Annotated in this window: 10 protein-coding genes; 7 read left to right on the plus strand and 3 right to left on the minus strand. The window is 71.5% G+C overall.

What is annotated here, in order from left to right; all coding sequences use genetic code 11:
• Window positions 1–249: 249 nt before the first annotated feature.
• Window positions 250–2859, plus strand: coding sequence for an ABC transporter ATP-binding protein/permease (locus OG875_RS25025; RefSeq protein ID WP_330176478.1), 2610 nt, complete (start codon window positions 250–252; stop codon window positions 2857–2859).
• A gap of 173 nt (window positions 2860–3032) precedes the next feature.
• Here the strand turns inward: OG875_RS25025 and OG875_RS25030 are convergent, their stop codons facing one another.
• The gene (locus tag OG875_RS25030; RefSeq protein WP_330176479.1) at window positions 3033–3767 is read right to left on the minus strand and encodes a transglycosylase SLT domain-containing protein; all 735 of its coding nucleotides are present in this window, start codon (window positions 3765–3767) and stop codon (window positions 3033–3035) included.
• Between the two features lie 1438 nt (window positions 3768–5205).
• Window positions 5206–5904: an SDR family NAD(P)-dependent oxidoreductase gene (locus tag OG875_RS25035; RefSeq protein ID WP_330176480.1), complete on the minus strand. Its 699-nt coding sequence runs from the start codon at window positions 5902–5904 to the stop codon at window positions 5206–5208.
• Window positions 5905–6148: 244 nt separating this feature from the next.
• Here OG875_RS25035 and OG875_RS25040 point away from each other — a divergent pair, with 244 nt between their 5' ends.
• The 3 genes from OG875_RS25040 to OG875_RS25050 all read left to right on the plus strand — a co-directional run bounded on the left by OG875_RS25040 (window position 6149) and on the right by OG875_RS25050 (window position 8403).
• Window positions 6149–7294, plus strand: a complete 1146-nt coding sequence (locus tag OG875_RS25040; RefSeq protein WP_330176481.1) for a GAF domain-containing sensor histidine kinase — start codon at window positions 6149–6151, stop codon at window positions 7292–7294.
• On the plus strand, window positions 7287–7934 hold the full coding sequence (locus OG875_RS25045) for a response regulator transcription factor (RefSeq protein WP_330176482.1): 648 nt from the start codon (window positions 7287–7289) through the stop codon (window positions 7932–7934). The genes OG875_RS25040 and OG875_RS25045 overlap by 8 nt, the downstream gene beginning before the upstream one ends.
• Window positions 7935–8151: 217 nt before the next feature.
• Window positions 8152–8403, plus strand: a complete 252-nt coding sequence (locus OG875_RS25050) for a chaplin (RefSeq protein WP_330176483.1) — start codon at window positions 8152–8154, stop codon at window positions 8401–8403.
• Window positions 8404–8627: 224 nt separating this feature from the next.
• Here the strand turns inward: OG875_RS25050 and OG875_RS25055 are convergent, their stop codons facing one another.
• On the minus strand, window positions 8628–9416 hold the full coding sequence (locus OG875_RS25055; protein ID WP_330176484.1) for a hypothetical protein: 789 nt from the start codon (window positions 9414–9416) through the stop codon (window positions 8628–8630).
• A 123-nt stretch (window positions 9417–9539) separates the two neighbouring features.
• On the opposite strand from OG875_RS25055, the gene OG875_RS25060 reads away from it, so the two are divergent.
• The 3 genes from OG875_RS25060 (at window position 9540) to OG875_RS25070 (ending at window position 11886) form a co-directional block, all read left to right on the plus strand.
• Window positions 9540–10331, plus strand: a complete 792-nt coding sequence (locus OG875_RS25060; protein WP_330176485.1) for an ABC transporter ATP-binding protein — start codon at window positions 9540–9542, stop codon at window positions 10329–10331.
• 62 nt (window positions 10332–10393) lie between these two features.
• Window positions 10394–10822: an NfeD family protein gene (locus tag OG875_RS25065; RefSeq protein ID WP_330176486.1), complete on the plus strand. Its 429-nt coding sequence runs from the start codon at window positions 10394–10396 to the stop codon at window positions 10820–10822.
• A gap of 134 nt (window positions 10823–10956) precedes the next feature.
• Window positions 10957–11886, plus strand: a complete 930-nt coding sequence (locus OG875_RS25070; protein ID WP_330176487.1) for an SPFH domain-containing protein — start codon at window positions 10957–10959, stop codon at window positions 11884–11886.
• Window positions 11887–11905: the final 19 nt, after the last annotated feature.

Here is an 11905-nt window from a genome sequence, read left to right on the forward strand (position 1 = left end):
ACACGGTACGGGCATGGGCGCCGGACCCACCGCACAGGCCGGGAACAGACAGAGCGGGACGTGGCGCGGACCCGCGTCCCTCATGCGGGGTTTGAGGTCCTTCCTTTGCTTTTCGGCGTTCGGTGCGGGGGATTTTGTGCTCTTTCCCGGGGCCCGACTTTCGGATAAGGCGCCGGGCCTGAAATAGTTCCTCACGATGTTCGCCATCCCTAGACTCCCCGTGACGGGGGGTAACCCGGGGGACAACCAGTGGGGCATGGAGTGCCGGAACTCGAACTTGAATTGAATGGAAGGACCTGGACGCTCGACCAGTCCAGGTCGTACACCGTGGGCCGTGATCCGCAGGGCGACCTGGTGATCGACGACGCGCGGGTCTCGTGGCGGCACGCCACGATCAGCTGGGGGAGCCGTGGCTGGGCAATTGAGGACCACGGAAGTACCAACGGCACTTATGTGCGGGGCCAGCGCATCCACCGGATGGAAATCGCGCCCGGTACCGCCGTACATCTCGGCAATGCGACCGACGGACCGCGGCTGAATCTGAGCGGCGCGACGGCCGGTGCCCACCAAGCGGGAGCCCATCAGGCCCCGGCGCACCAGGCTCCGGGCGCCCACCAGGCGCCCGCGCAGCCGGCGGCCGGCGGCTGGGCACCTCAGCAGCCTCAGCAGTCCCAGCAGCAGGGCTGGCCGCAACAGCAACAGCCCCCTCAGCAGCAGAAGTCCCAGCACGGCTACGTACCGCGGCAGCACACGGGGCCGGGGGGCCCCGGCGCCGGCGGACAGGGGGGCGCGGCCGGTCACGGTGGTCCGGGCACGGGTGGCGCGGCGGGGGCCCCGCCGGTGTACGGGGACCGCAGCCCGACCACGTTCCACCAGTTCTCGCTCGGCCGCGTCATGCGCATCGGCCGTGCGCTGGAGAACGAACTGGTCGTCTCCGACCTCCAGGTCTCCCGGCTGCACGCCGAGTTCACCTCGACACCCGACGGCCGTTTCCAGATCCGCGACCTCGGATCGCACAACGGCACGTACGTCAACGGCCAGCCGATCCCCAAGTCCGGTACGGCGCTGATCGGCCCGAACGACATCGTCGGCGTCGGTCACTCGACCTTCCGGCTGGTCGGCGACCGCCTCGAGGAGTTCGTCGACACCGGCGAGGTCTCCTTCTCGGCCCGCCATCTCACGGTGACGGTCGACGGCGGCAAGCAGATCCTCAAGGACGTCTCCTTCGGCGTCCCCGAGAAGTCGCTGATCGCGGTCATCGGCCCCTCGGGCTCCGGCAAGTCGACGCTCCTCAAGGCGCTCACCGGCTACCGGCCCGCCAACGAGGGCGACGTCCTGTACGACAACAGGAACCTGTACAAGCAGTTCGCCGAGCTGCGCCAGCGCATCGGTCTGGTCCCGCAGGACGACATCCTGCACAAGGAGCTGACCGTACGGAAGGCGCTCAAGTACGCGGCCAAGCTCCGCTTCCCCGGCGACACCGCCGAGTCCGAGCGCGAGGCCCGTATCGACGAGGTGCTGCGCGAACTGAAGCTCGACATCCACAAGGAGAAGCGGGTCACCTCGCTCTCCGGCGGCCAGCGCAAGCGCGTCTCCGTGGCCCTCGAACTGCTCACCAAGCCCTCGCTGATCTTCCTGGACGAGCCCACCTCGGGCCTCGACCCGGGCATGGACCGCGATGTGATGCAGCTCCTGCGCGGGCTGGCCGACGACGGCCGTACGGTCCTGGTCGTCACCCACTCCGTGGCCGAACTGGCGATCTGCGACAAGCTGCTCGTCATGGCGCCCGGCGGCTCGGTCGCGTACTTCGGACCGCCCGAGGAGGCGCTGAACTTCTTCGGGTACACCACCTGGGCCGACGTCTTCTCGGCGTTCGAGAACTACCGCGACTACGACTGGGCGGGCCGCTGGCGCGGTTCGCAGCACTACCAGATGTACGCGGCCGACATCGACGCCGTCGCCGCGCAGTCCGTCCACATGCCGCCGCCGCAGCAGATGCGCCCGCCGAAGCCGCAGAGCTGGGGCTCCCAGCTGTGGACGCTGATCCGCCGCTACTCGTCGGTGATCGCCTCCGACCGGGGCTTCCTCGGTCTGATGGTGATACTGCCCGCCGTCCTCGGTGTGGTGAGCGTCGTGATCCCGGCCGAGTACGGGTTGGCGCCGCCCGAGGCACCGGACCGGTTCAACGGCAAGGCGGGAACGATCCTGCTGATCCTCGCGGTCGGCATGTGCTTCTCCGGCGCGGCCAACTCCGTACGCGAACTGATCAAGGAACGGGTCATCTACGAACGGGAACGGGCCACCGGTCTCTCCCGCTCCGCGTATCTGATGTCCAAGGTCATCGTGCTCGGCGTGATCACCGCCTTCCAGGGCGTCATCATCTGCGTGATCGGCTTCGCGCCGCGCGCACTGCCCGACGAGGGCCTGATCATGCCCGCGGCCGTCGAGATGTGCGTCGTGATCATCGCGCTGGGCTTCACGTCGATGATGTTCGGTCTGGTGATCTCCTCGCTGGTGAAGACCGCCGAGAAGACCATGCCGCTGCTGGTCATGTTCGCGATCGTCCAGGTCGTCTTCACCGGCACGCTCTTCCAGGTCTACGGTTCGCCCGGCCTGGAGCAGTTCGCCTGGCTGATGCCCTCGCGCTGGGCGATCGCCGGCACCGGAGCCACCCTCGACCTGGCTCATCTGATGCCGCCGTGGGACCCGAAGAACCCGACCGACCTGGACCCGCTGTGGGACCACTCGGTGGCGCAGTGGAGCGTGAACCTCGCGATCCTGCTGTTCATCGGCGCCCTCTGCGGGTTCGTGGTGGCGCGGCTGCTGCGCCGCCACGAACCGGAGGTCATGCGCAAGTAGCGGGGCCGACCCGCGTACGACGCCGGTGGGCGGCACCCCTTCGCGGGGTGCCGCCCACCGGCGTCTGTGCGTGGCCGTACGCGTGTGCCCTGTGCCGCCCCGCGTCGTGCGTCGTTGCCCGTACGGGGGCGGGGCACCGTGCGTCGCGCTCGGGCCGGGTGCCGGGCGCCGGATCAGTAGGCGCTGTCGACGTTGTCGATCGAGCCGTAGCGGTCGGCGGCGTAGTTGGCCGCGGCCACGATGTTGGCGACCGGGTGGTACTGGCTGTGCGGGGTCCCCTTGACGTGGTACGTGTCGAAGGTCGGCTTGATCACCTGGAGCAGGCCGATCGACGGGACGCCGTTCTTGGCGTTGATGTCCCAGTTGTTGATCGCCCGCGGGTTGCCGCTGGACTCACGCATGATGTTGCGGTGCAGACCCTCGTACGAGCCGGGGATCTTCTCCTTCTTCATGATGGACAGGGCTTCCTTGATCCATCCGTTCAGGTTGTTGGCGTAGGCGGGCTTGCGGTCCGCGGACCGGCTGGCCTTGGCCTTCGCGGCGGCGCGCTTCTTCGCCTTCGCCTTCGCGGCGGCCTTCTTCTTGGCGGCGGCCTTCTCTTCGGCCTGCGCCTTTTCCTTACCCTTCGTGTCCTGCTTCGCGTGTATCTCCGCGACGCGCTCGGCGAGGGTGTGCTGCTCGGTCAGGCTCTTGTGGGCGGGAGCCGCCTGGGAGCCGCCGGTGGTCGACTTGAACGCCACCGGGGCGGTGGACGTGGACGCTGCTGCGGCCTTGCCCTCGCCCTCGGCGGACGCGTGGCCCGGGATCAAGGAGAAGGTGAGGGCCGCGGCGGCTGCGGCTGTCACACCGGCGATCGAGAGCCGGCGGCTCTTGTTCGAACGGTTGGCAGGAGTGCTGGACGCGGTCATTCGACATACCTCTTCGAATAGCGGGAGTCGCGGAGGCCAGGTCGGCCAATGCCTTCTCGGCGGCGACGGCTGCAATTCTTAGCGGCAGCAAAATGCTGTGGCAAAGGTGTGACGTACGACCCTTGGTAGTGGAAAGGGGTGCAAACGGGACAGGCCATTCGCCCCCTTTGTCGCGTCGAACCGCGACGATTTGTCCACTAGATTCCTTAGTAAGTGATCTGCGTCCTATGTGCGGCGTCACATTGGCCGGGGGTCGATCTCACCCGAGGTTGCTGGAGCAATCCATAGCGTGAGCGCTTTCGAGGGGGCTGGACGAGGGGGTGTCGCCGCGCTTGTGCGAGGGGCCGGCCGGGGCGCCCGGGAGGCGGTACGGGAGCGGCTTCGGCAGGGGCGGGTGCGAGGGCCGTACGGGCTCGCGCGGCCGGATCGCCGCCTTGTCCACGGGGGCTCCGTGCTCCAGGCAGTACGCGACCAACCGGGGCACGTCGGCTCCCGCCTGCCTGAGGTGCCCGGCGGGGCGCGGGGGCTGGACCGCCGGCCTCGGCCCCGTACGGGTACTCGTCGCGCGGGGGCTCGCCGGTGCCCCCGCGTCTGGCCGAGCGGTTCGATCCCGACGGCCACCCGCGTGTCCGTCGCGCCCGGCCCCTGCGGGGCGACGCCCGCGTCCACGGCGACGGATGCGGGCTGCGGTCAACCTGGCCGGCGGTCCGGCGGTCCGGCGGTCCGGCGGTCCGGCGGTCCGGCGGGGCCGCGTGAGGCGAGCGTCGAACTGGACGAGCCCGGTGTTCCGGGCGGCGGTACGGGTGGCGGCGCGGGTCCTGCTGCCGGATGCGGGCGCCGGTGCCGGGCTGGGGCGTCCCTCCCGCGTGACTCCCTCAGCCGGTCCCGGCCGCTGAGCCGACGCGCACCCCGGGCCGTGGCGTGACCGCCGACCCCGCCGACCCCGCCGTCGCAGGGCGCCGCCCGTCGCCCGCCACCAGCCGACGCGGCCCCCCGCCCGTCGGGCGCCGACAGCGGGACCCAAAGCTCGCCGCCCGTCGCATACGTCTTCGCCCCCCGCCACCAGCCGGGGCGGACCTCACCGGCCTCGCGGCGCTCCGGCATCTCGCGGTGCTCCGGCACCTCCCGGCGCTCCGGGTCGGGTACAGCGGGTCGTACGCCTCCGCCCCCCGCCGGATTCCGACCCTGCCCGCCCCGCCGGGGGAGGGCAGCGCGAAGCCGACCGGCCCGCCGTGAGCGACCGGTCCCGCCCCGTTTACGCCCCCGGAGGGCGCCCCCGCCCCGACCCCCGCCCCGTCGCACCCCCACGAGCACGAGCCCCGCCACCGCCGCGTCCCCGCCGGTCCACGGCTCCTCCGGCCCCGGTCACCAGGCACCCCGCCCAGGCACCCGTAAGCCCCTGCCCCCTCCCCCTGCCCCCGCCGCGCCCCCGGTCAGCTCATCGGACCGCCCACAGCAGTGAGGCCGCCGCGTACCGGCCGCTCACCGGACGCTCGTGGAGCAGCCGCAGGAAGCCCGGCACCACCGACGCGGGTTCCGGCCGCGGGTCGTCGTCGTCCGGCACGGCCGCCGCGTACAGGTCCGTCCGCATGTCGCCCGGATCGACCGCCCACACCCGCAGCTCCGGCTCCTCCACGGCCAGCACGGCGGCGAGCTGGTCGAGCGCGGCCTTGGACGCCCCGTACCCGCCCCAGGTCTCGTACGCCTCCGCCGCCGCCTCCGAGCTGACCGCCATCACCGTCCCCGCGCCACCGGCCCGCAGCAGCGGCAGTGACTCCTGCACCAGCCCGAGCGCCGCCACCACATTCGTCTCCAGCGCGGCCCGCAGGCCGTCCAGCCCCAGCGCGTCCAGCCGCACCAGCGGCTCGGCGCCCAGCGCGCTCGCGTTGCTCACCAGCAGATCGAGCCCGCCCAGTAAGGCCGCCGCCGCGACCAGCTCGGCGCGGTGCGCGGGGTCCGTCACGTCCCCCGGCACCGCCGTCACCCGCGTCCCGTGCGCCCGTATCTCCTCCGCCGCCTCGGCCAGCGGGCCGGGCGTCCTGGCGTCGAGCACCAGGTCCCACCCCTCCCGCGCGAGGGCCCCGCCGAGCGCCCGCCCGAGCCCCTTCGAAGCCCCCGTGATGATCGCCACCGACATGGTGTCCGTTCCTTCCGGCCGCACCTCGCCCCGCGACGGTCGCCGAGGGCCGTTGTGCCCAACATAGAAAGGACGACGGTCCCGCCACCTCGGCCACGCGGCCCGCCCGCCGACGGCTGTTGGACCTAGGTCCTGTCCCGGCCCGCTCCCCGGGAGCGGACGCACACGTCCTAGGCCATCCGCCCTCCGCCGCTGCGTCCCTGGCCCGATCCGCCCCCCGCCGGCCCGCCGGTACCGTGAGGTCATGAGCCATCGACCGAGTTCCGGGCTCGCGGCCGTGAGCACCGCGCTCCTCGCGATGAGCAGACATCTGGAGGTGCGCGACGTCCTCAAGACGATCGTGGCCTCCGCCCGCGAGCTGCTCGACGCCGAGTACGCGGCGCTCGGGGTGCCCGACGACCACGGCGGCTTCGCCCAGTTCGTGGTCGACGGTGTCAGCGACGCCCAGTGGAAGGCCATCGGCCCCCTTCCGCGTCAGCACGGCGTCCTCGCCGCGATGCTCCACGAGGCCGGGCCCAAGCGGCTCGGCGACGTACGGAAGGACCCCCGCTTCGGCGGCTGGCCCGCCGCGCACCCCGACATGTCCGACTTCCTGGGCCTGCCGATCCGGGACGGCGACGAGACGATCGGCACCCTCTTCCTCGCCAACAAGCGCGGCCCCCGCCCCGACGGCGGCTGCGGCTTCACCGAGGAGGACGAGGAGCTGCTCGGCATCCTGGCCCAGCACGCCGCCATCGCCCTCACCAACGCCCGGCTGTACGAGCGCGGCCGGGAGCTGACCATCGTCGAGGAGCGCTCCCGGCTCGCCCACGAACTCCACGACGCCGTCAGCCAGAAACTCTTCTCGCTGCGCCTGACCGCCCAGGCCGCCGCCGGTCTCATCGACCGGGACCCCGCCCGCGCCAAGGACGAACTGCAACGGGTCGCCGACCTCGCCGCCGAGGCCGTCGACGAACTGCGTGCCGCCGTCGTGGAGCTGCGCCCGGCCGCGCTGGACGAGGACGGCCTCGTCCACACCCTGCGCGCCCACATCCAGGTCCTCGACCGTGCGCACGCCGCCCACGTCACCTTCGACAGCTGTGGCGTACGGGCCCTGCCCGCCGCCCAGGAGGAGGCGATGCTGCGCGTGGCCCAGGAGGCGCTCCACAACGCCCTGCGCCACTCCGGCGGCGACCGGGTCGACGTGAGCATCGCCCGCCGGGGCCAGGGCGCGGTCCTCAGCGTCACCGACAACGGCAAGGGCTTCGAACCGAGAACGGTCCGCAGGGCGGGCCGCCACCTCGGACTGGTCTCCATGCGGGACCGGTCCGGCGGGGTCGGCGGCAGGCTGACGGTGCAATCGGCGCCCGGACAGGGCACCACGATCGAGATGGAAGTGCCCGGTGGCTGACGACAGAAGAATCCGTGTCCTGCTGGTGGACGACCACCAGGTGGTCCGCCGGGGTCTGCGCACCTTCCTGGAGATCCAGGACGACATCGAGGTCGTGGGCGAGGCGTCCGACGGCGACGAGGGCGTGGCCGGGGCCGAGGAACTGCGCCCCGACGTCGTCCTCATGGACATCAAGATGCCCGGCACCGACGGCATCGAGGCGCTGCGCAGACTCCGCGAACTCGCCAATCCGGCGAGGGTGCTGATAGTGACGAGCTTCACCGAGCAGCGCACGGTGGTGCCCGCGCTGCGGGCGGGGGCGGCCGGTTACGTCTACAAGGACATCGACCCGGAGGCGCTGGCCGGGGCCATCCGCTCCGTGCACGCGGGCCATGTCCTGCTCCAGCCGGAGGTGGCGGGCGCCCTGCTCGCCCAGGACGAACCGGGCACCGGGCACGGCCGGGGTTCCTCGCTCACCGACCGGGAGCGCGAGGTGGTGACCCTGATCGCGGACGGCCGCTCCAACCGCGAGATCGCCCGCGCGCTCGTCCTCTCGGAGAAGACGGTGAAGACCCATGTCTCGAACATCCTGATGAAACTGGATCTCGCGGACCGTACGCAGGCGGCGCTGTGGGCGGTACGGCACGGCATCACGGGCTGACAATCCGCTGGTCGGACCGGTTGGACCGGTTGGACCGGTCGGCGCAGGCGGACCTCCGCCCGCCCGCGCCGCCAAGCGGACTGTCGTCCTCCGATCTGAGATTCATACCGTCGGGTGTATGTCCCCCACATGGCGTATCCCCGGGCGGTGTCCGCCCGTTCTCCCCGGCGTACCGCGCACTACCGGCGCGGTCCTTGCGATGGAGGATTTCCACCCGATGAACAGCTTCAAGAAGGCCGCCGCCCTCACCGTGATCGCCGGGGGGCTCGTCGCCGCCGGCTCCGGCGCCGCCTTCGCCACCGGCGGCCCGCACGCGGACGCCGACGGCCGCGCCGTCCACTCGCCGGGCGTCGGCTCCGGCAACCTCGCGCAGATCCCGGTGGGGATCCCCGTGAACGCGGTCGGCAACACGGTCAACGTGATCGGCCTCCTCAACCCGGCGTTCGCCAACGGCGGCCTCAACCACTGACCGACCCCTCTGATCCACCCCACCAAGGCCGCGCGGCCCCGGTGCCCGTCCGCCACGACGGACCCACCGGGGCCGTGCGCTTGGCCCCCGTCCACCGGCGGTGCGGCGGTGGCGTCCCGCCACACCCGCCCACGCCGTGCCCTCGCCCCACCGCCGCACCACCCCCGCCGCACCACCTCACCGCAGCAACACCCCCGCTCAGCGCGCCCGCTCAACACCCCCGTTCAGCGCGCCCCGCGCTCCCTCTCCTCCACGTACGCGTTGTACGCGGCCACCTGCGCCCGCCGCGACACCCGCTCCACCGGCCGCAGCGCCTCACCCCGCGCCGCCATCTCCGACGCGCTCACCGCTCCGCCGTGCCCGTGCTCCCGCGCCAGCCCCACCAGCAGCCCCACCCGCTGCGCCAGCTCCAGCACCCGTACGGCACGCGGCGGATACCCCGGAGCCAGCACCTCCCGGCCCCGCTCCGCCCGCGCCCGGTACGCGTCCAGCGCCGCCTCCGCCACCGGCCCCGACGCCGCCACGTCCAGCCGCGACAGCGCCTCCGTCGCCTCCCGCAGCGCCTCGGCCAGCTCCCGCTCCGCCTCACCGAGCGACGGCACATCCGCCGGCGGCGCCTCCCGCACCGCCAGGCAGTGCCAGACCACCTCGACATGGAGATCACCCTCGGGCCCCGCCGCCGACACCTCGGGCACCAGACCGTACGGCGCCCCCGAGGCGACCACCGCCTCCCCGGCCTCCAGGGCGCGGGCGTTGAAGTCCGGCGGCCCGCTGAGCCCCAGCGGATGCCCCGGCGCCGGCAGCGCCACCCGCCACCCGGTCACCCCGAGCGCACGCAGCCGGCCGAGCGCAAGCGTCAGCCCGACCGGCCCCTCCTCGCCCGGCAGCCCCGCCACCCGGTGCACCGCGTCCGGCCCGACGATCGCGAGAGCCGCGTCGTCCGGCGATACGAATCCTGCCAAGAGGGCATTTCCCCAGGCGGCCAGAAGTCCTGAGCGTGGTTCCACAAGCATGGGCCCAGCCTAGGGAACGGACCTAAGGAGTTGACCGCCGGACCGGTGGCGTAGGTTTTCCCTGTGGAGCTGCGCCCACAGGCGCACGCCGGATCTCAAGACGCATGGGGAGACAACGCGCTCATGAGCGATGTACTGGAGCTGGTGGACGTATCCGTGGTCCGCGACGGCCGCGCTCTGGTGGACGATGTCTCCTGGTCCGTCAAGGAGGGTGAACGCTGGGTGATCCTCGGCCCCAACGGCGCCGGGAAGACCACCCTCCTCAACCTCGCCTCCAGCTATCTCTTCCCCTCCACCGGCAAGGTGACGATCCTCGGCGACAAGCTCGGCAAGGTCGACGTCTTCGAACTCCGCCCCCGCATCGGCATCGCCGGTGTCGCGATGGCCGAGAAGCTCCCCAAGCGCCAGACCGTGCTCCAGACCGTCCTCACCGCCGCGTACGGCATGACCGCCACCTGGAACGAGGACTACGACGAGATGGACGAGCGGCGCGCCCGCGCCTTCCTCGACCGCCTCGGCATGACCGAGTACCTGGACCGCAGATTCGGCACCCTCTCCGAGGGCGAACGCAAGCGGACCCTGATCGCCCGCGCGATGATGACCGACCCCGAACTGCTGCTCCTCGACGAGCCCGCCGCCGGTCTCGACCTCGGTGGCCGCGAGGATCTCGTACGCCGCCTCGGCCGGCTCGCCAGGGACCCGTACGCCCCCTCCATGATCATGGTCACCCACCATGTCGAGGAGATCGCGCCCGGGTTCACCCATGTCCTCATGATCCGCCAGGGCAAGGTCCTCGCCGCCGGCCCCATGGAGACCGAGCTGACGTCCCGTAACCTCTCCCTCTGCTTCGGCCTCCCGCTCGTCGTCGAGCAGAGCGACGACCGCTGGTCGGCGCGCGGTCTGCCGCTGCGCTGAGCCCCGACGAGCCCCCCGTACACCCCCTGTCCCGACCCGACCCGCCGCTCTACCATGGCGGTGTGGAAATCGAAGCGTGGGTGTGGTGGCTGATCGCGGCCGTGGGACTGGGAATTCCCCTCGTCCTGACGGCGATGCCCGAGTTCGGGATGTTCTCCGCGGGCGCTGTGGCCGGTGCCGTCGTCGCGGCGCTCGGCGGCGGAATCGTCGCTCAAGTCCTGGTCTTCGTGGGCGTATCGGTCGCCCTGATCGCCGTCGTACGACCACTCGCCGCCCGCCAGGGCTCCCGAACAACCCGGCTGAACACGGGAATCGACGCGCTGAAAGGCCGTCAGGCGGTGGTTCTCGAACGCGTCGACGGCAGCGGTGGCCGGATCAAACTCGCCGGCGAGATCTGGTCGGCCCGTACGCTCGACGCCGAACAGAGCTTTGAACCGGGGGAGAAGGTCGATGTCGCGGACATCGACGGCGCGACCGCGGTCGTGATGTAACACTCCTCGAACGCCCGCGCACGCCGCGCGAACTGAGCCAACCAGGCAGAACGCCCCCCACGCGCGGGCGAGTTCTGCCAAACTCGATCATCTGACAGTCCGCCAGTCCGGCAGCGAAGGGCAGTAGGAACGCGATGCCATCAATCATCATCGTCCTGGTCATCCTGGTGGTGCTTGTATTCATCGCCCTGATCAAGACGATCCAGGTCATCCCGCAGGCGAGCGCCGCCATCGTCGAGCGGTTCGGGCGCTACACGCGCACGCTCAACGCGGGCCTGAACATCGTGGTCCCGTTCATCGACTCGATCCGCAACCGCATCGACCTCCGTGAACAGGTCGTCCCCTTCCCGCCCCAGCCGGTGATCACCCAGGACAACCTGGTCGTCAACATCGACACGGTCATCTATTACCAGGTCACCGACGCCCGCGCCGCGACGTACGAGGTCGCCAGCTACATCCAGGCGATCGAGCAGCTCACCGTCACCACCCTCCGCAACATCATCGGCGGCATGGACCTGGAACGGACCCTCACCTCCCGCGAGGAGATCAACGCGGCCCTGCGCGGCGTCCTCGACGAGGCCACCGGCAAGTGGGGCATCCGCGTCAACCGCGTCGAGCTCAAGGCCATCGAGCCGCCGACCTCCATCCAGGACTCGATGGAGAAGCAGATGCGCGCGGACCGCGACAAGCGCGCCGCGATCCTCACCGCCGAGGGCATCCGGCAGTCGGCGATCCTGACCGCCGAGGGCGAGAAGCAGTCCGCGATCCTGCGCGCCGAGGGTGAGGCCAAGGCCGCGGCCCTGCGCGCCGAGGGCGAGGCCCAGGCCATCCGTACGGTCTTCGAGTCCATCCACGCCGGCGACCCGGACCAGAAACTCCTCGCCTACCAGTACCTCCAGATGCTCCCCAAGATCGCCGAGGGCGACGCCAACAAGCTCTGGATCGTGCCCAGCGAGATCGGCGACGCGCTCAAGGGACTCAGCGGCGCGTTCGACAACCTCGGTTCCGGGGTACCCGGCTTCAACACCGGCAAGGACCGGCGCCAGCAGCCCCCGCTGGACTGACCCGCCCCGGGGACGCGAG

It is taken from the genome of Streptomyces sp. NBC_01498 (genome assembly GCF_036327775.1).
Lineage (GTDB): Bacteria > Actinomycetota > Actinomycetes > Streptomycetales > Streptomycetaceae > Streptomyces.

What these genes read in the sequence shown, in the direction of transcription:
- OG875_RS25040 (WP_330176481.1), top strand. Translation starts at nt 6,149, where the DNA reads ATGAGCCATCGACCGAGTTCCGGGCTCGCGGCCGTGAGCACCGCGCTC.
- OG875_RS25035 (WP_330176480.1), bottom strand. Translation starts at nt 5,904, where the DNA reads ATGTCGGTGGCGATCATCACGGGGGCTTCGAAGGGGCTCGGGCGGGCG.
- OG875_RS25055 (WP_330176484.1), bottom strand. Translation starts at nt 9,416, where the DNA reads ATGCTTGTGGAACCACGCTCAGGACTTCTGGCCGCCTGGGGAAATGCC.
- OG875_RS25030 (WP_330176479.1), bottom strand. Translation starts at nt 3,767, where the DNA reads ATGACCGCGTCCAGCACTCCTGCCAACCGTTCGAACAAGAGCCGCCGG.
- OG875_RS25070 (WP_330176487.1), top strand. Translation starts at nt 10,957, where the DNA reads ATGCCATCAATCATCATCGTCCTGGTCATCCTGGTGGTGCTTGTATTC.
- OG875_RS25050 (WP_330176483.1), top strand. Translation starts at nt 8,152, where the DNA reads ATGAACAGCTTCAAGAAGGCCGCCGCCCTCACCGTGATCGCCGGGGGG.
- OG875_RS25060 (WP_330176485.1), top strand. Translation starts at nt 9,540, where the DNA reads ATGAGCGATGTACTGGAGCTGGTGGACGTATCCGTGGTCCGCGACGGC.